The sequence below is a fragment of the Salinibacterium sp. NYA9b genome, from assembly GCF_976973725.1.
The window spans coordinates 825,989-845,271 of the sequence record NZ_OZ333476.1; the positions used below are offsets into that span (position 1 = coordinate 825,989).

At 61.9% G+C, this 19,283-nt stretch carries 11 protein-coding genes; 7 read left to right on the forward strand and 4 right to left on the reverse strand.

Going from position 1 to position 19,283, the window contains the following annotated elements; translation table 11 throughout:
* Window positions 1-55: 55 nt before the first annotated feature.
* The gene (locus ACWFSR_RS03965; RefSeq protein ID WP_447523113.1) at window positions 56-3,157 is read left to right on the forward strand and encodes an ATP-dependent helicase; all 3,102 of its coding nucleotides are present in this window, start codon (window positions 56-58) and stop codon (window positions 3,155-3,157) included.
* Window positions 3,154-6,420 carry an ATP-dependent helicase gene (locus tag ACWFSR_RS03970; RefSeq protein WP_447523114.1) on the forward strand — a complete coding sequence of 1,089 codons (3,267 nt, stop codon included), beginning with the start codon at window positions 3,154-3,156 and terminating at the stop codon, window positions 6,418-6,420. Before ACWFSR_RS03965 ends, ACWFSR_RS03970 begins: the two co-directional genes overlap by 4 nt.
* Before the next feature lie 12 nt (window positions 6,421-6,432).
* On the opposite strand, the gene ACWFSR_RS03975 is transcribed toward ACWFSR_RS03970, so the two are convergent.
* The gene (locus tag ACWFSR_RS03975; protein WP_447523115.1) at window positions 6,433-7,287 is read right to left on the reverse strand and encodes a LysR family transcriptional regulator; all 855 of its coding nucleotides are present in this window, start codon (window positions 7,285-7,287) and stop codon (window positions 6,433-6,435) included.
* An 87-nt stretch (window positions 7,288-7,374) separates the two neighbouring features.
* Between ACWFSR_RS03975 and ACWFSR_RS03980 the strand changes: the two genes are divergently transcribed.
* Window positions 7,375-8,826, forward strand: a complete 1,452-nt coding sequence (locus ACWFSR_RS03980; RefSeq protein ID WP_447523116.1) for an MFS transporter — start codon at window positions 7,375-7,377, stop codon at window positions 8,824-8,826.
* A 125-nt stretch (window positions 8,827-8,951) separates the two neighbouring features.
* On the opposite strand, the gene ACWFSR_RS03985 is transcribed toward ACWFSR_RS03980, so the two are convergent.
* A complete protein-coding gene (locus ACWFSR_RS03985; RefSeq protein WP_447523117.1) occupies window positions 8,952-9,953 on the reverse strand; it encodes a phosphotransferase in 1,002 nt (333 codons plus the stop codon).
* A gap of 67 nt (window positions 9,954-10,020) precedes the next feature.
* Between ACWFSR_RS03985 and nudC the strand changes: the two genes are divergently transcribed.
* The gene (gene nudC, locus ACWFSR_RS03990) at window positions 10,021-10,947 is read left to right on the forward strand and encodes an NAD(+) diphosphatase (protein ID WP_197107338.1); all 927 of its coding nucleotides are present in this window, start codon (window positions 10,021-10,023) and stop codon (window positions 10,945-10,947) included.
* Window positions 10,944-12,638, forward strand: a complete 1,695-nt coding sequence (locus ACWFSR_RS03995) for an ATP-dependent helicase (protein WP_197110258.1) — start codon at window positions 10,944-10,946, stop codon at window positions 12,636-12,638. Before nudC ends, ACWFSR_RS03995 begins: the two co-directional genes overlap by 4 nt.
* Here the strand turns inward: ACWFSR_RS03995 and ACWFSR_RS04000 are convergent.
* Together ACWFSR_RS04000 and ACWFSR_RS04005 are read right to left on the reverse strand one after the other, a co-directional pair.
* A complete protein-coding gene (locus ACWFSR_RS04000) occupies window positions 12,556-13,446 on the reverse strand; it encodes a hypothetical protein (protein WP_447523118.1) in 891 nt (296 codons plus the stop codon). The genes ACWFSR_RS03995 and ACWFSR_RS04000 overlap by 83 nt on opposite strands.
* A 131-nt stretch (window positions 13,447-13,577) precedes the next feature.
* A complete protein-coding gene (locus ACWFSR_RS04005) occupies window positions 13,578-14,921 on the reverse strand; it encodes a zinc-dependent metalloprotease (RefSeq protein ID WP_197107335.1) in 1,344 nt (447 codons plus the stop codon).
* A 108-nt stretch (window positions 14,922-15,029) separates the two neighbouring features.
* Between ACWFSR_RS04005 and ACWFSR_RS04010 the strand changes: the two genes are divergently transcribed.
* Window positions 15,030-16,142 (forward strand): YlbL family protein, encoded by a 1,113-nt coding sequence (locus ACWFSR_RS04010; RefSeq protein ID WP_197107334.1) that lies wholly within the window; start codon window positions 15,030-15,032, stop codon window positions 16,140-16,142.
* Window positions 16,143-16,316: 174 nt separating this feature from the next.
* Complete coding sequence (locus ACWFSR_RS04015; protein WP_197107333.1) at window positions 16,317-19,196, forward strand: UPF0182 family membrane protein; 2,880 nt, start codon at window positions 16,317-16,319, stop codon at window positions 19,194-19,196.
* Window positions 19,197-19,283 lie beyond the last annotated feature (87 nt).

The following is a 19,283-nucleotide window of genomic DNA, read 5'->3' on the forward strand; positions in this document are numbered from 1 at the left end:
ACGGGGCGCGATGAATATCACGTTCACTGTCAGCGCATCCCGATAGCGTTGACGCATGGTCACCTTGCCCTCTGAGCGTGCGGATGCCGCGGCTAACGCACCGCATACGCTCGACGATTCTCAGCGCGCTGTTGTCGACCTCGCCGACGATATGAGCGCGATCGTTGTTGGAGCGCCGGGCACGGGTAAAACCGAGACTCTTGTTGAGCTGGTGGCGCAGCGTGTGCACGCCCGCGGCTGGTCGCCCGAGCAGATTGTGGTGCTGTCGGCCACCCGTCAGAGTGCGACGGCGCTGCGTGATCGTTTGGCGGCGCGCATTGATGCGCCCACCTTGGGGCCAATGGCACGAACCGCGAACTCGCTCGCGTTCGAAGTGATTCGCGAGGCTGCTGCTGTTGCCGGAGAAGGCCCGCCAACACTGCTCACAGGCGCTGAGCAAGACCAAATTATTTCTGACCTGCTGGCGGGCGAAATCGCTGACGGCACGGGAGCGCCGTGGCCGGCCCACCTCGATCCAGAGGTTCGCCGCCTGCGGGGGTTCCGCACCGAGTTGCGAGATCTCATGATGCGCTGTGTCGAGTTTGGGGTCACTCCCGCTGACTTGGCGGCGCTCGGGGAACGCACCGATCGACCGGAATGGGTGGCGGCATCCGCGTTTATTTCTGTGTACGACCAGGTGAAGGCCAGCTATCGCGATCGGCATTTCGACGCGAGCGAGCTGCTGGCTGAGGCCGCTGGGCTGATTGAGGGCGGCCAATATGCAGCTATCGACCGGCTGCGGTTGGTGGTGCTCGACGATGCCCACGAACTCACCGAGGCCACCATTTCTCTCGTGCGGGCACTCGCCAGTCGCGGCATTACGATCATCGGTTTCGGCGATCCTGACCTCACCACGGGGTCGTTCCGGGGCGCGCAGCCTGCCGTGCTGTCGCAGTGGGCGACACGCCTTCACCTTGAGCACTGTGAATCGTTGTTTTTGTCATCGGTGCATCGGCACAGTGCTGAGCTGCGTCAGACGGTTACCAATCTCACCCAGCGCATCGGTGTTGCGGGGCTCATTGAGCAGCGCAAGTCGCCGGCGGTCGCCACAGCGCCGTCGAGCATCCACAGTTTTCAGCTGACGACACCGGCCGAAGAGGTTGCGTTCATCGCGCGCCACCTGCGCGAGAAGCATGTGCTCGAGTCGGTGCCGTGGTCGCGAATGGCCGTCATCGTGCGCACCGGTTCGCTGATTCCATCGCTGGCCCGGCAGTTGCGCACCCTCGAAGTGGTGACCAGCGTGTCGAGTGCGCGCAGTGCCGTGCGTGACGAATTCAGCGTCAACGGCTTAATCGTTCTGCTTGAGCTGGCATTGACACGTCGCCCGCTGGATGCCGCAGCAGCCGTCGAGCTGCTGTGCAGTTCCGTTGGCGGTTTCGACACCGTCTCGCTGCGGCGCCTCAAGGCTGCGCTGCGTCACGAAGCGCTCGGTGCCGAAATTTACGACTCGGCCGACGAGTTGATCGCGCAGGCGCTTGCGGCTCCGGCCGGGTTCGTCACGATCGACAATCGCGTCGCCCGGCAGGCTGCAGCGGTCGCCAAGAACCTTCGCGAAACCGCCGCTGCGGGGGCCGCAGGCGACACCATCGAAGAACTCCTGTGGGGCGCATGGCAGCGCAGCGGGCTCGCCGATCGCTGGTTCGAGCAAGCACTGGGCGCGGGCGTTGTCGCCGAAGAAGCCAACCGTCACCTCGATGCCGTGGTTGCCCTGTTCTCCTCGGCCAAGCGCTTTGTGGAGCGTCGACCGGATGCCCCCGCCAACGTTTTTCTCAACGAATGGCTCTCGGCCGATGTCGCGGAAGACACCCTCGCCGCGCGGTCGATCGTTGACTCGGTCACGGTCGGAACGCCGGCATCCGTCATCGGCCAAGAGTTCGATGTCGTGGTGGTTGCCGGCATGCAAGAGAACGTGTGGCCCAACCTGCGCGTGCGTGGCTCGTTGCTCGGAGCCCACGATCTGCCGCGTGTGCTGGCGGGGGAGAAGCTCGCGGTCGCCGACCGTCGCCGCGAAGTGCTCCACGACGAGTTACGGATGTTCGCCCAGGCCGTGTCGCGGGCCACGAGCGAGGTGATCGTCACTGCCGTGGCCGGTGACGACAACATGCCGTCCCCATTCTTGACGCTCATTCCCGAACCGGATGAGCCCGTGCGTTCGCGCCCGCCGCTCAGCCTGCGTGGGCTCGTGGGCGTGCTGCGCCGCGAGCTGACCACGGGCTCTCAGCCGGAGGCTGCTGCGGCGTCGCTGGCACGCCTCGCCGGCGAGAGTGTTCCCGGTGCCGATCCGCGCTCCTGGTACGGGCTTCGCGCGCCAAGCACCACCGCGCCGCTTGTCGACCTGACCGAACCGGATGCGGAAGTGCGGGTGTCTCCCTCGCGCATGGAATCGTTCGAAACGTGCCCGCTGCACTGGGCGATCGACCAGCTGGGTGGCTCGACGACAAACACCGCCTCGAACCTCGGTACGCTCATCCATGATGTTGCGGAGAAGGCCACCGACTTCAGCGCTGACGCTCTTTTCAAGGCCGTCGAAGAGCGCTGGAGCCAGATGAGCTTCGAAGCGAGTTGGCAGTCGGACGCCGAAAAGCTGCGGGCCAAGAAACTCACGCAGCATCTCGCTACCTACCTCCGTGATTTCACTGCCGATGGTGGAGAACTCATCAGCAATGAGATGAAGTTTGAATTGCCGCTCGAACAAGCCCTGCTGAGCGGAAAAATAGACCGCGTCGAGATGTACGGCGGTACCACTGCCGTGATCGTCGACCTCAAGACAGGCAAGAACGAGCCATCGAGCGATAAGGCCGTTGCCGATCATCCGCAGCTCGCCGCTTACCAACTCGCTTTCGTGTCCGGCGCGATCGAGGGTGTGCCTAAGGGGCTCGACAACGGGGGAGCGAAGCTTGTTGTGCTCTCGCCGTCGGCCAAGACGCGCGACTATGACGCCCCCAAGCAGCAACCGATGAACGACGAGGAGCTCGAACTGTTTCGACAGCGCGTGATCGTGGATGCCCGCGGAATGGCCGGCAGCGTATTCGTAGCCAGGGTCAGCAGCCACTGCACCGATCCGTGGAGCTTCGGCAACTGCCGCATCCACGTCGTGCCGGCGGTGAGTGCCCGATGATCTCTTCTGTCGACCTCGCCGGTCTCATGGGCATCCACGCTCCCACCGAACAACAGCGTGTGGTGATCGAGGCGCCCTTGAGCCCCGCCCTCGTCGTCGCCGGCGCGGGCAGCGGCAAGACCGACACGATGGCCAGCCGCGTCGTGTGGCTCGTCGCCAACAACTTAGTGAGCCCCGACCAGATTCTCGGCCTCACCTTCACACGAAAAGCCGCGGGTTCGCTCAGCAAGCGCGTGAGCGAACGCATCGCGATCCTGCGCGACGTGCAAAGCGCGCATCCCGAACGATTTGTGGCGACCCCCGAGACGGCATCGATCGAGTTCGATCAACCCACTATCTCGACCTACAACTCCTTTGCCAGCGCACTCTTCACCGAAAATGCGCTCCTGATCGGTCGCGAACCCGAATCGACTCTCCTCAACGATCCGTCCTCCTGGCAACTCGCGCGCAAACTTGTGGTGTCGAGCACGGATGAACGGCTCATCGGCCTCGAAAAGTCGATCAGCGCGCTCACCGAGGCCGTTCTCGACCTCAGCCATGCGCTCAGTGACAACGTCGCCAATGCCGCTGACGTTGCCGTCTACGCGGAGCGCTTCACCCAGATTTCCGGGCTTCCCTACGCCGAGACTGCCCGCAAGAAAACCCCCTACGCCTCGGTTATTGACGCCGTGAAAGAGGTTGGTTCGCTCGCGCCGCTGCTGACGTTGGCTGTTCAGTATGCCCAGCAGAAGCGGGCGCAGGGTCTCCTCGAATTTAGCGACCAGGTTGCGCTCGCGCTTGAGGTGGCTGAGCGCTCCGACGACGTTGTTGCGCACTACCAAGACCGCTATCGGGTCGTTCTTCTCGACGAATACCAAGACACGAGCGTCGTGCAAACCCGACTGCTCGCACGCCTCTTCGGCAACCATTCGGTCATGGCCGTCGGCGACCCGCACCAGTCCATTTATGGCTGGCGTGGAGCCAGCGCCGCTAACCTCGCGCGCTTCAGCCGTGACTTCACCGAGAACGCTGATGCGCAATATTTCGCTCTCTCTACGAGTTGGCGCAATGCCACCACCGTGCTCGACGCCGCCAACGTCATCGTCGAACCGCTCAGCGCACGCTCACCAGTGCGCGTCGAATCGCTCGGTGCTCGGCCCGCCGCCCCCGCTGGATCGGTCGACACGTTTTATTTCGAACACATTGATGAAGAAGCCCACGGCGTCGCGAAGTGGTTTGCTCGTGCCCTAGCGCCGCAGGCGTGGAACCACTACAACCCCGATCCTGACGCTGAGGCTCCCACCCCGCCGACCGCCGCCATCCTGTTCCGGCGTCGCAGCGACATGGAGCGTTTCGCAACTGCCCTCGGCGCAGAAGACGTTCCGTACCATGTGCTCGGCATCGGTGGCCTGCTCTCGACCCCCGAAATCGTTGATCTTGTGAGCGCGCTCACCGTGATCCACGACCCCACCGCTGGCTCTGAACTCATTCGGCTGCTGTCGGGCGCGCGCTGGTCCATCGGCCCGCGCGATCTCCAAGAGCTCGCGTCACTCTCGCGCTGGTTGCTGAGCCGCTCAGTCACGCAGCAGGAGCTGAGCGCCGAAGTGCGCCAGCGGATGCGGGACTCCGTCGCCGTCGATGATTCGGCATCCATTGTCGATGCTCTCGACTTCGTGGGGGAGGCTCCCGCAAGTCACTCGCAGCTCAAGGGTTTCAGCGAAGAAGGCCTGTCTCGACTTAAGGATGCCGCCAAGCAATTGGCATTCTTCCGTTCGCGTGCAGGGCTCGAACTCGGCGATCTCGTGCGCTTGCTTGAGCAAGAGCTGCTCCTCGACATCGAGGTGGTGGCGAGCCGCCCACAGGCCTACGGAATGGCGAATCTGTATGCCTTCCACGATGAGCTTGCAGGCTTCTTGGCCAGTGATGATCAGGCAAACTTGGGCAGCTTCTTGTCGTGGCTACGACGAGCAACGCAGCAAGACATGATGGGCCCGCGCAGTGACGATGCCGAAGCCGGCACGGTGCAATTGCTCACGATTCACGCCTCCAAAGGGTTGGAATGGGATCTCGTGGCCGTGCCCCGCTTAGTGGAGGGCGAAGTGCCAGCCACCTCCCGCGAGGGCAAAGGGTGGGTAAGTTTTGGCAAGCTGCCCTTCGCGTTTCGTGGCGACGCCGGCGAACTACCCGAACTCGAGTGGGAGAGTGCGCACTACCAATCCGAGTTCGATGGCTCTCTCAAAGAATTCAAATCGGCACTGGCTGACCGCCACCAGGCAGAAGAACGACGCCTCGGCTACGTTGCGATCACGCGTGCCCGCGACAATCTGCTGCTGACCGGTTCGTTCTGGTCGAGCCGCAGCAAACCACAAGCACCGAGTATCTTCCTGCAAGAGCTCGAAGAGCGCGGGCTGATCGAAGAGCTTCCCGCCGACCCGGTCAACGATGAGAACCCCACCCTCAACGATGTCGTCGACCCGCTCTGGCCCTTCGATCCGCTCGGCAACCGTCGTACGAGCGTTGAAACCGCCGCGCACCTCGTCGCCACAGCCGACCCCGGCGCCGACGGCCTCTGGTCGCACGAGATCGACCTGCTGCTTGCCGAACGCAGTCGTGCCGCGAGCGAAGCCCGCCGCACTCCACTGCCGCAGCGCATCCCGGCCTCGCGCTTCAAGGACTACATCGCCGATCCCGAAGCCGTCGCTCTCTCGCTCCGTCGTCCCATGCCCGAAAGGCCCTACCGGGCCACGCGCCTCGGAACCCAATTTCACGAGTGGGTCGAATCGCGATTCGGTTCTACAGCATCCACCGAAACGCTTGATGCTTTTGTTCTCGAAATTGATGGCACTGATTTTGATGGGTTCGAAGGCGAGAACGCGGCGGATGTCGAAAAGCTCGCCGAATTGCAAGCCACCTTCGAGCGTTCGGCGTGGGCCACGCGCAAACCGGTCGATGTTGAGATCGAGATTCACGTCCCCTTCGGTGACCGCGTCGTCATTTGCAAGATCGATGCCGTGTATGCCGACGGTGACCGTTTCGAAATCGTCGATTGGAAGACCGGTCGGGCCCCGCAGGATGCGGCCGACCTCGAAGCGAAGCAACTGCAGCTTGCGCTCTACCGCCTGGCCTACGCGCAGTGGAAGGGCGTGCCGCCCGAGAAGATCGATGCGGCGTTCTACTTCGTCGCTGATGACATCGTGATTCGGCCTGAACACATCTCCGACGAGGCCGAACTGCGTGACGCCTGGGCGAAGTCTGTCGGCGCCGCACCCAGTTTCGGTGGTTGAGCCTGTCGGCGGCTAGGAGCGCCGCTGCACCGGGCGGCTCAGAATGGCGGTGCTGAGCGCTTCGATTGGTTCTCGGGCTGCCATGGGGTTGTCGAGCAACACAAAGTCGACGTCGCCGAGCTCTGGCAGATTGAATGATGCTGGCACCTGGGCCAAGTCGGGCGGGATGAGCGACTGCGGAAATACTGCGATTCCGATGCCTGCCCGCACAGCGGCGAGAGCCCCATTCACTTCCTTCACATTGCAGGTGATGCGCCAGGTGCGTCCGACAGCCTCAAGCGCGCGCATCGCGTACGCACGCCCCAGACTGGGCGCCTGATAGGCGATCAGCGGAACCGGTGTCCCCGATTCCGCGGTCATGCTCTTGTGGCCAAGCCACACCATCCGGTCGCGGCGCACCAAGCGTCCGCCCTCCGCTCCAGCGTCTTGCTTGACGAAAACGAGGTCGAGCTGACCGGCCTGCAGGCGGCGTACGAGATTGCCGCTCTGACTCACGGTGAGCTCGAGATTGATGTGTGGATAGAGCTGGCGAAAGTCACGCAGGATGCGCGGCAACTGGGTAAGGGCAAGGTCATCGGCTGATCCGAACCGAAGCCGGCCGCGCATCGCAGAGCCAGTGAAGTACTTCACCGCCTGGTCTTCGGCAGCCAGAATTGCGCGCGCAAAGCCGAGCATGGCCTCACCGTTGTCAGTGAGGGAGACGGTGCGAGTGTCGCGAAGCACGAGTATCCGGCCTGCAGCAGCTTCGAGCTTGCGGATGTGTTGGCTAATCGTGGGCTGGCTGAGTTCAAGGGTGCGAGCGGCGTCGGTGAAGCTGAGGGTGTCGGCGACGGCGACGAACGATTTCAGCAAGACAGGATCAAACACAATGCCCCATTACGAAACGTAATCGAATTTATAGCGTTGATTATGCCGTGAAATGAGTGAGCAGACAATACGCTTGAGCGTGTGAGCATGCCATCTGAGACGTCGCCGGCGACCGTGCCAATTTCGGCGGTCATGCAACGGCCGCTCTGGCGCGATACCTTCAGCTCCCTGCGGCTCCACAACTACCGCCTCTACGTCATCGCGCAATTCATCGCGTACACGGCGGCGTGGGTGCAGCGCATCGCCGTCGACTGGCTCGTTCTCGAACTCACGGGAAACGTAGCGCTCGTCGGCCTGACGATCGCCATTCAGTTCACGCCGACGATCATCCTTGGCGCGTATGCCGGAGTGATCGCCGACCGTTTCGACAAGCGGGCGACTCTGATGGTCGCGCAGTCCATCATCGGCATGCTCAGTCTTGCGCTCGCAATCATCACCATCATGGGGGTCGCCCAGCTCTGGCTCGTCTATCTGCTCGTGCTCCTGATGGGTATCATCCAGGTCTTCGACAACCCTGCTCGTGCGGTGTTCGTCAACGAGCTCGTTGGACCTCGCCATCTGCGCAATGCCATCAGCCTCAACGCGTCGATTTTCCACTCGGGCGCCTTCCTCGGGCCTGCCCTGAGTGGAGCACTCATCGTTGCCGCTGGCTCCGGCTGGGCAATCGGCATCAACGCTGTCGCGGTGGTCATCGGAGTGATCATCCTGGCGTCCATGCGCAAGAACGAACTGCTGATCGCCCCGCGGGCTCCGGAATCAAAGGGCCAAATTCGCGAAGCGATTCGCTACATTCGTGCCAAACCCACACTGTTCTGGACAATGGTGATGGTTTTCGTTGTCGCTGTGTTCGGGATGCCGATGCCCACGCTTCTCGCTGCCATGGCCAACACCGTCTACGACACCGGCGCCAGCGGTTACGGCCTGTACAACTCACTCGCTGCGATCGGTGCCCTGCTCGGAGCGCTTGCTTCAGCCCGCCGAGCGAGTCTCCGCCTGCGCACGATCATCTTTGGAGCGGTGCTCTACGGTGCCATGATGATGCTCGCGGGCATCGTGCCCATCTACGGCATGTTCTTGGGTGTGCTGATCGGTATCGGCCTCAGCCGACTGCTCCTCATGACTGCCGCTGAAACGATGGTTCAACTCTCGTCGAACCTCGTCATTCGTGGTCGCGTTATGGCCTTCTGGGTCATGGTGATTCTTGGCGGCCAGGCCGTCGGTGGTCCGCTCATGGGAACCATCGCCGAACTCTGGGGCGCCAAGCTTGCCTTCGTCATCGCCGGTGGTGTGCCCGCCGCGGTCGCGATCGGCATCGCTATCGTGCTCGCCCGCTCCGGTCGCCTCACAGTAAAAGTGGCGCCGCGCCGAGCCGGTCGTTGGGTGGCCATCGTGCCGAAGCATCAGTCGCGCGCGATCACCGAGCCCATCACCATCGTGGATGCCGCAGCAGTGCCGTCGGAACCTCGCGGCATGAAGTTGCGAAAGTTGCGCTCGACGCTCCTACGTTCATCGTCGCGGAGGCGCCGCGAACGCAAGTAGCGAGCAGGCGCGGTGAGAATGGCGCATGCGGAACGGCGTGTGCGGCACGCGCAGTGCGGCACGGCGCGTGCCAACGCGTCACCGCGTCAACGGACCAACGAGCCACGGCGCTAACGCCGGTGAAACTAAACTGCGCGGTTGTCCTTGCGCAGCATTGCCTCAACTTCGTCCACTGCCATGGTCGGCATCGTGTTGGCGCTGATGGGGTTCATGACGTCGTCACGAATGTCATCGAGCAGTGTCGTGAGCATCTCACCGGCGTCGTCAACGATTTCGGTACTGCGCACTTCGGTGCCGTGCAGCAACCACTTCGCGACCGAGAGTTCGGCATAGAAGGTGGCGCGTTGCTTGAGCTGGCGGTCGCCGGCTCCGCGAGCATCCGCATAGGCACCGAAGGCGGTGTCGATGATCGCGTCATTGCGCGGACCAAGCAGCCACTGTAGGTCTGTTGCCGGATCGCCGACCTTGATGTCTTGCCAGCCGAGCACGCCGGTCACAGCGTTGTCGGCGCTCAGGAACGAATCGGAGACGAGGGAACCATTGACGACGCTGGGCTGGAACTGCCAGAGCTTGGAATCTTCGGCCGCTTTGCGCCAGCGTTCGAGCAGTGCTGCGGGCACCAACTTAGTGGCGGCGGCGCGATCGATGATTGAAATGCAGGAACGGAGGCACTCGCCGGCGGTCTGCACGGGGAGTCCGGCATCCGCAACGAAGCTTGTCGGAAGAGCGTGAATCGCGGCGATCGCGGAACCGATGGATGCCGCAAGCGACCCAGGACCGGTCGTGTACGAGCGCATCGGAACTTTGCTGCCGTACACAAATTCGTAGACGATGCCGCGCGTTTGTCCGACGGGAACCTGGCCCGCATAGCTCGTGACATTGAACGGGAGTCGAGTGCGTACGCCAGCGCTTAATGCGCGCAAAGCGACGAGGTCGGCGGACTGTACGTTCTCGGCCGCAGCGTTTCGCGGCACACGAATAATCCAGTGTTTGCCGGCGCGGTCAGTGATGAGCGCCGAATCGAAGTCGTTTCCGTTGCCGGTGCCGAACGGGGCGGCTGCGGCAACTTCGAGTCCCTCGACAGCAGAGGTCGCCAGCGCGGCTAGAGTGAGATGTGATCTGGCCATAACACTCAGGGTAGGTTGCTCTGACGTGCATTTGCCGCACGCCACGCACTTGGGACGGGGTCGATACATGTCACAGGCTTTTCTTTCGCGACTGCCACTGTCGCGATATGAGATCGATCGTGACCACCTAGCTCGGGAAGACCCGCGTCTTCTTGACCGCTTGTGGCGCGAATCGGGCACCCGCGTGCTGCCCATTTTCAATGGCTCGGCGCTGCTGTCTGCCGACGGTTCGTTAGCGCTCTTGCACCCGGATGCGATCGAGCGCGGCCACACGAGCGTCTATCTGGGGCGCTCGATGTCGACCACGAGTCCGGAACCAGTGGGCACCCCCATCGTGACGGTCGAACTTGAGGATGCCGGACACTTTGCCGAGGCCGAGTGGGGCAACCTGCGCAGTATTGCTCCACAGCTGAGCGATCGCGATGCGGGGCTCTTCACTGAAGCGCTCGCGATCTTGAATTGGCATTCCTCGCACTTGTTCTCACCTCGCACGGGAGAGCCGACCGTCGTGGAGAAGGCCGGTTGGGTGCGCCGCGATGTCGCCTCCAAGCTTGAAGTCTTTCCGCGCACTGATCCCGCGATCATTGTGGGCGTCACCGACAACGACGACCGCTTGCTGCTCGGGTCGAACGCACTCTGGGAATCGAACCGGTACTCGTTGCTTGCCGGCTTTGTGGAGCCGGGGGAGTCGTTGGAGTCTGCCGTGCAGCGCGAGATCTTTGAGGAATCCGGCGTTCCCGTGGTTGATCCCGTCTATTTGGGCAGCCAGCCCTGGCCGTTTCCGGCCTCGCTCATGCTCGGCTTCACGGCATCCGTTGCTCCCGGTTTCAAGGGCCCCGGTACCCCGGATGGCACCGAGATTCTTGACCTGCGTTGGTTCAGCCGCGACGAGCTTGCGAACTCTCTCAATGACATCCGCCTGCCGGGCCATGCTTCGATCGCTCGCGCCATCATCGAGCACTGGTACGGCCAACCGATTGACGAACAACCGTGACGCTTGACGCTAACGAATTACTCGACGCACTAGACGAGGGCCAGCGTCAGGCCGCCGAAACGCTCCTTGGACCGGTATGCCTTCTCGCGGGTGCCGGCACGGGAAAGACTCGCGCAATCACTCACCGCATTGCGTACGGCGTCGCGACCGGTGTGTACCCTCCTGGCCGAGTGATGGCTCTGACCTTTACGAATCGCGCCGCGGGGGAACTGCGCGGGCGCCTGCGTGGCCTCGGGGCAGAAGGCGTCGCCGCGCGCACCTTCCACGCCTCGGCTCTCTCCCAACTCAACGCTTTTTGGCCGCAGACCATCGGTGGCACGATGCCGCGTCTCCTCGAGGGCAAAGCGCGCATGATTGCGCACGCTGCCGACTCGATCAAACTCAAGCTCGATACCGCAACGTTGCGGGATGTCGCGGCCGAAATCGAGTGGCGAAAGACGTCGCGGATGTCGGTGGAGCAATACGGCAATGCCGGCCGTACGGTACCCGCGGCCCTGACTATCGACAAGATGGTCGAACTCCAGTCCGCCTACGAGTCGATCAAGGATGCCCGGCGCCAGATCGATTTCGAAGACGTGCTCTTGGCTGCAGCAGGCATGATCGAGGCTGAGCCCCGCATCGCTCAGCAGGTGCGCGAGCAATACCGTTTCTTTGTCGTGGATGAATATCAGGACGTTTCCCCGCTGCAACACGAACTGCTGCGGCTGTGGGTGGGCGACCGCGATGATCTTTGTGTCGTCGGCGATGTGAGCCAGACTATTTACTCCTTTGCCGGAGCGAGCCCTGACTTCTTGCTGCGCTTCGCTTCGCAACATGACAACGCTGCGGTACTTCGACTCGAACGCAACTACCGTTCGACTCCCGAGATTGTGCACACCGCGAACAAGTTGATGGCGAACCAGAAGGGTGCGCTCACCCTGCAGGCGGCAACAACCGAGCACTCGCCGACCCCGCAGGTCACTGGCTACGACGATGACAACGCCGAGGCCGCCGCCATTGCCGCCGCAGTCGCGGCCCAAATTGCCGCGGGAACCAGCCCGGAAGACATCGCCGTGCTCTATCGCATCAACGCTCAGTCGCAGCCCATTGAGGCCGCGCTCACCGCGGCCGGCGTGCCTTTCCTCGTGCGCGGAGCGACTCGCTTCTTTGACCAGCGCGAAGTTAAAGAGGCCATCATGCTGTTGCGTGGTGCCTCAATCACGACCGCTACCGAGCCACTGTTCAAGTCAGTCAGCGACATCCTGCGCTCCATTGGATGGTCGCAAGAACCACCCGAGACCGCCGGCGCCGTTCGCGAGCGGTGGGAATCGCTCAACGTGATCATGCGTCTCGCCGAGGATGCCGCTGCCGAGATGACGCTGCGGGAGTTCGTGGCCGACCTTGTCGATCGCCAGAGCAGCAACAACGAACCTCTGCGTTCCGCTGTAAACCTCGCAACCCTGCACTCGGCCAAGGGCCTGGAGTGGGAGTGCGTGCACCTCATCGGCCTCAATGAGGGCCTTTTGCCCATCAGCTACGCCCGCACCCCAGAAGCGATCGACGAAGAACGTCGTCTGCTGTACGTCGGTATTACCCGTGCGCGACGATCACTCGGGATGTCGTGGTCGGCTAGCGCACAAACAGGCCGGGCTGCGCGTCGTGCCCCCAGCCGCTTCCTCGACGACGTTCGGGACCGGACTCAACGCTTGTAACGTTCGTCACCTGTTGGCAACCACATTCTGGATGCCGAAAGCGCAAGCTTTCATCGCGGCGGCCCGTGGCGTGATCGATGCGCACCGATGACGTAGCGTCGGCCGGTGTCTGGTCGAAGACGGTGTACCCGCTGCGACCGAGACGATGCAGGGCCATGCGGCTCGCCTCCCCGGCGGCTTCAGCAACGAGCGTGGGGGTGTGCGCGAGTGAGGTGCGACCCATGAGTTGGGTGGCGATGGCAGGCCAGGACGGGTCGGCATCTCGGCGATGAAGATCGATGCATAACAGGCATCCGGTGATTCCAGGAGTAACGACCGGGCCAACTTCGGCAGCAGAGTCGGTGATGACGACGGGCATGTGGGGCACATCGCGGCGAAGCCAGTGTGAGTGCACCGATGGCGGAATCACGAAGTGACCGACGACGATCGCAAGATCTGGATCGGGGTTAGTGAGTTCATCAGGAGTGGAAGCGACATCAACGCTCACCCCGCTGGCGGCGAGAATGCGCGCAATGGACTCGACGAGAACGCCTGAACCTAGAACCGCGACGTGAGCGCTCGGCGGCTGCGGGGGAGTAGCGACCAGCACCCGCGAAAGCGCATCAAGCAGATCGTTGCATTCGTCGGGGTGCGACTTCGCCAGCATGCCGATGCCACTCCGGCTGATGCCGGCCACGAGAGCAGAGAGGATCTTCTCTTGAGTCTCGGTGACGCGGGGCAATACAACGACGGGTGGGTCAATGCCGAACTGAGCACTCGTAGGGGATCGCCACACGAGCGGTAGTCGGGGGTCTACACGCAGCATCATGTGCCCATTGTGCACAACTGTCCGATTGGTCAGTGTGAAGATTCCACAGCCCGAAGATGAACTATGGACGACAAAAACTTGCTACACGCGCGCCCGTCGTAGTGGGAGGCCCGCAGTCTGCTCGCTGAGGGCTAGGAGCTTTCGCCCTCGTGAGGGCGATCTCCCGACTCATCGTTGAGAAGGTCATTGATGGCTTGATCAACGTCGTCCAGAGTGCTGCCGCCATCACGCAGTCGCGCAACCAAGGCCGCGGGATCGTCGATATCGGCTGCCGTCGGCATCAAGTCGGGGTGTGACCACAGTGCATCGCGTTGGTCGGCGCCAAGTTCGTCGGTGACGTGTTGCCACATCGCTGCCGCTTCACGCAGGCGGCGCGGGCGCAATTCGAGACCCACGAGAGTGGCAAAAGCAGACTCGGCGGGGCCGCCAGAAGCACGACGGCGTCGTACTGTCTCCGCGATCGCACTGCGCGCAGGAAGTCGCGAAGTAGCGGCCGCCGTCACAACATCCACCCAGCCTTCGACAAGGGCCAGCACGGTCTCGAGGCGCTCTAGGGCCTCGCGCTGTTCTTCGCTCTTCGGTGGAATCAGCGAACCGTTGGTCATTGCGTCGCGAAGCTCTTCAGGGTTGTTGGGGTCGAAGCCGCTGGCCAGCTCAGCAATGGCATCCGAATCAATGTGGATGTCGTGCGCATAGGCCGTGACGGAGGTCATGAACTGCAGACGCAGCCACTTTGCGTGGCGGAAGAGTCGGGCGTGCGCGAGCTCGCGCACCGCCAAGTAGAGGTGAATCTCGCTGTCGGGCAGGTCGAGACCGTTGCCGAACGCGAAGACACTCTGCGGAACGAGCACCGCCTGTTGCTCGTCGAAGAGGGGGATGCCGATGTCGCCGCCCGACACCACTTCGCTCGACAACTGACCAACGACCTGGCCGAGCTGCATGGCGAAGAGGGTGCCGCCGATGTTGCGCATGACTTTGCTGGCACCGCTGAGCATCTCATCCATCTCTTCTGGCGCGTTCTGCTTGAGAACGTCCGTGAGGGAATTGGCGATCGAGTTGGCCACTGGTTCAGCAAGCTGGGTCCAGATGGGCATCGTGATGGTGACCCATTCGCTGCGGCTGAGCAGCTTGGGTTCCACGGTGAGCTCGGAGATGTCGGTGACCTCGTCGAGCCAGAGCGCAGCCACATGGAGGGCCTGCTCGAGTTTGGTGCGTTCGGCAGGCAATGACACCACGGTGCTTTGCGACGCGAGGTTCTTGGCCTGCTCAAGAGCAATGTCCCAGTTGATTCCATCGCCGCTCTTGCCGAGCGCGTTCTGGAGCTGGCTCAGCAGTTGCTGAATCATCGCAGGATCGTTGGGCAACCCTGCCGCACCAGCCAATTTCGCCGGATCGATTTCGCCCTCGCCCGACAGAAAGTCGCGCATCATGTCGCGGAACTCGTCTTCGGAATTGTTCTCAGCATCGTCAGCCATGCTTTAACGCTAGCCGCTCGATGCCGTGCGCGGCTGAGTTTTGACCTAGGCTAGTGACTCTTACCGTGCGCCTGTGGCGAACACCGCTCCCACCCCGTAAGGACCTAGGTGGCCCTGTTTACTGATAATCGACCCGAACCTTCATCGAGCCGCGCCCGAAGTGGCTGGCTGGGATGGCTGGTTCTGAGCGTCGCGCTTGTAGGAACCCTGCTGGCAACCCTCGTACCTTCGCCGTACATCATCGAGCAACCTGGCCCGGTGTACGACACTTTGGGCGACGTGGAAATTGAAGGCGCCCTCGTGCCGCTCATTCAGATTCCGGTCGAGACGACCTACCCCACAGAGGGTGCGCTCGACATGCTGACAGTCAACGTGTTGGGAAACCCCGATTCACCGCTCAGCTGGTTTGAGGTTGGCGCCGCCTACTTCGATCGCAGCAAAGCAATTGTTCCGGTCGAAGCTGTTTATCCCGTTGGCGTAACGGTCGAGGATTCCACCGAAGCCGGTCGCATCCAGATGGAGACCTCGCAGCAGGAAGCAATTGCCGCAGCGCTCTCTGACCTGGGCTACGAATTTGATGCCACGCTGACCGTTGCGGAAACCTCCGCTGGCGGGCCATCAGAAGGCGTGCTCGAAGCAGGCGACATCATCCGCAGCGTGAACGGTGAGACTTTTGCCGACGTTGCGGGACTGCGCGACGAGATCGCAGCAAACGGAACCACAACTCCCGCCGAGGTTGTATTCGAGCGCGAAGACGAAGAATTGACCGTCGAGATCACCCCCACAATGAGCGAAGGCGACGACGCCATCCCGGTCATTGGTGTTGTGGTGGGTAGCGCGTACAACTTCCCGGTCGACGTGAAGATCCAGTTGGAGAACGTTGGCGGACCGAGCGCGGGAATGATGTTTGCGCTCGGAATCATCGACAAGCTCACGCCTGGCGCAATCAACGGCGGCACCGAAGTTGCTGGCACAGGAACGATCACCGCAACAGGCGATGTCGGCCCGATCGGTGGCATCCAGCAGAAGATGTATGGCGCCCAGGCTGCCGGTGCCGACTTCTTCCTTGCGCCCGTCGAAAACTGTGACGAGGTCGCAGAAAACACTCCCAAGGGACTCACCGTCTATGCGGTCGACGACCTCAACGATGCGCTCGTCGCGCTTGCCAGCATTCGCGGCGGCTTGAGCGGCGCGGGACTGCCTTCATGCAGCGCCAATTGAGCGCTGCCTGATCCGTCAACTTTGCTACGAACCTTCCTGTGTGCTGCCTCCAGCACACAGCCCTGTGTAGAACATTGCACGGAGCTTGTGTAACGCTGAGAGCGATCACCAGCCCCGCGCCCATGAAAGACCTTTAAGATAGCTCTAAGCCCCCAATTTCAGGAGCAAAGTACTGTGTCGAGCCAAACCCAATCAGCCCCGACGAGCAAGACGAGGTCTGCGTTTACGATTACGGCGATAATTCTCGCTGTCATTGTTATCGCGTTCTTCTTGTTCTCGAACCTCTACGCCGATGTGCTCTGGTTTAGCCAGGCCGGGTATTTGGAGGTTCTCACTACCCAGTGGATCGCTACAGCCGTGATGTTCATCATCGGCTTCGTCGCGATGGCCGTTCCCGTAGGCGTCAGCCTGCTGGTCGCCTTCCGCGCACGCCCCATCTACGCCAAACTCAATGCACAGCTTGAGGGCTACCAGCAGGTTGTCGAACCGCTGCGCAAGCTCGCCATGGTCGGCATCCCGGTTCTGCTCGGCATCTTCGGTGGTGTCTCCTCAGCGAGCGCCTGGCCCGTTGCTTTGCAATGGCTGAACCGCAGCTCGTTCGGTGAGACCGACCCGCAGTTCGGCTTGGACATCTCGTTCTACTTCTACGAGCTCCCGATGTACCACTCCATCGTTGGCTTCGCGTCCGCCGTGTTGATCATCTCGTTCATCGGCGCGCTCGCCACAAGCTACCTTTACGGTGCTCTGAGCGTTCACGGTCGTGAGGTGCGCATTTCGCGTTCCGCTCGAGTGCAGCTTGCGATCACCGCAAGCATTTTCTTCGCACTGCAGGCCGTCAGCATCTGGCTTGACCAGTACACGACGTTGTATTCCACCAGCCAGGGCTTCCTGCAGACCGGTGCAAGCTACACCGAGGCAAACGCCACCATCCCGGGCCGTGCGATTCTCGCCGGCATCGCGGCGATCGTGGCCATCCTCTTCATCGTCACGGCGATCATTGGCCGCTGGCGTCTTCCGATGATCGGTACCGCCTTGCTGCTCATTAGTGGTCTGGTCGTTGGAAACCTCTACCCGTGGATCGTTCAGCGCTTCCAGGTAGACCCCAACGCGCGTACCTACGAGTCCGAATATATTGATCGAAGTATTCAAGCGACGAGGGATGCGTACGGTGTCGCTGATGTAGACGAAGTTCCTTACAGCGCGACAACGGATGCTGAGCCCGGTGCGCTTCGTGCAGACGCAGCCACGACGGCCAACATCCGAATTCTCGACCCCGCGATCGCCCCAGCAGCATTTGCGCAGCTCGAGCAGTTCAAGCAGTACTACCAGTTCGGTAGCCACCTCGACGTTGACCGCTATGAGATTGATGGCGAAACTCAAGACACCGTGATTGCGGTTCGTGAGCTCAACCAGTCCGGTCTTGGCGAGTCACAGTCGTGGTACAACAACGCAGTCGTCTACACCCACGGTTATGGCGTCGTTGCGGCTTTCGGTAACCAGCGTGCTGCCGACGGTCAGCCGGTGTTCCTCGAGTCGGGCATCCCGAGCACTGGAGATCTCGGCGATTACAACCCTCGCGTGTACTTCGGTGAAAATTCACCCGAGTACTCGATTGTTGGTGCCCCTGAAGGCTCTGACGACATCGAACTCGACTACCCCTCGGGTGGAGAAGACAGCGAACAGAACGCCACGACGACGTTTGAGGGCGACGGCGGGCCTGTGCTCGACAACATCTTCAAGAAGCTTGTCTACGCGGTGAAGTTCCAGTCTGAGCAGATCTTCCTCGCCTCAGACGTAACTGACGAGTCGCAGATTCTCTACGATCGCGAGCCTCTCGAGCGTGTAGCGAAGGTTGCTCCGTACCTCACCCTTGACAGTGACGTGTACCCGGCCATTGTGGACGACCGGATTGTGTGGATCGTCGACGGCTACACCACGGGTGCTAACTACCCGTACTCGCAGGTTGAGCAGCTTTCTAGCGCGATTGCCGACAGCTACACGCCGGCGCCGCAGTTCGCGCTCGACGACATCAACTACATCCGCAACTCGGTCAAGGCGACTGTTGATGCGTATGACGGTTCGGTGAAGCTCTACGCCTGGGATGACGAGGAACCAGTTCTGCAAACGTGGAACAAGATCTTCCCGAACACCCTGTTGCCGCAAAGCGACATGAGCGTTGAGTTGCTCGATCACGTGCGGTACCCCGCCGACCTGTTCAAGGTTCAGCGCGAAATTCTGGGATCCTTCCACGTGACGGATGCTGGCTCGTTCTACTCGAGTGATGACCAGTGGGTTAGCCCGGAGGATCCGGTTTCTGGAACCGGTTCGCTTCAGCCCCCGTACTACCTCACTATGCAGGTTCCGGGAACAGAAGACCCCGCGTTCACTCTCTACTCGACCTTCATTCCTAAGGGAACAGCAGACGCCAGTCGAAGTGTTCTCACCGGTTATTTGACGGCGAACTCGGATGCGGGACCTGATTATGGCAAGCTCACGTTGCTGACGCTGCCGAAGCAGGACACGATTCCTGGTCCCGGACAGGTGCAGAACAGCTTTAATACCGACACGATCGTGGCCAACCAGCTGGCACTTCTCCAGCAGGGCGACACCGAGGTGAAGCTTGGTAACTTGCTGACGCTCCCCGTCGGCGGCGGGCTGCTGTACGTGCAGCCGGTCTACGTTCAGTCGACCAGCGGAACTCAGTACCCACTGCTGCGCAAGGTGCTGGTGTCGTTCGGTGACGAGATTGCCTTCGAAGACACTCTCGACGAAGCACTCGACACACTGTTTGGCGGAGACTCTGGCGCCGAAGCCGGCGACGGTGAAGTTCCGGTAACGCCGGATGTTCCCGTTGACCCGGATGCGCCAGTAGACCCGGATGCACCGGTTGTCACTCCCGGTGACAATGCGGCACTCGACAGTGCACTCGCCGACTACAAGTCAGCGCTTGCCGACCGTAACGCCGCCTATGCAGACAACGACCTCGTCGCTGCTGCAGAAGCTGACCAGAAAATGGTCGACGCAATCGAGCGCGCAATCGCCGCCACCGAATAGCAAATTCTGTCTCAGCGGGCCGCAGCACACTGTGAGCCCGCTGAGTTCGGTTTTCGTGCCGTTCACCCTGTGTTACGCTTTATATAC

Bases quoted from the DNA above. Each gene is read 5' to 3' on its own strand.
- ACWFSR_RS04000 (WP_447523118.1), bottom strand. From the start codon at position 13,446: ATGATGCTGCGTGTAGACCCCCGACTACCGCTCGTGTGGCGATCCCCT.
- ACWFSR_RS03985 (WP_447523117.1), bottom strand. From the start codon at position 9,953: ATGGCCAGATCACATCTCACTCTAGCCGCGCTGGCGACCTCTGCTGTC.
- ACWFSR_RS04005 (WP_197107335.1), bottom strand. From the start codon at position 14,921: ATGGCTGACGATGCTGAGAACAATTCCGAAGACGAGTTCCGCGACATG.
- nudC (WP_197107338.1), top strand. From the start codon at position 10,021: ATGTCACAGGCTTTTCTTTCGCGACTGCCACTGTCGCGATATGAGATC.
- ACWFSR_RS03980 (WP_447523116.1), top strand. From the start codon at position 7,375: ATGCCATCTGAGACGTCGCCGGCGACCGTGCCAATTTCGGCGGTCATG.
- ACWFSR_RS03970 (WP_447523114.1), top strand. From the start codon at position 3,154: ATGATCTCTTCTGTCGACCTCGCCGGTCTCATGGGCATCCACGCTCCC.
- ACWFSR_RS03965 (WP_447523113.1), top strand. From the start codon at position 56: ATGGTCACCTTGCCCTCTGAGCGTGCGGATGCCGCGGCTAACGCACCG.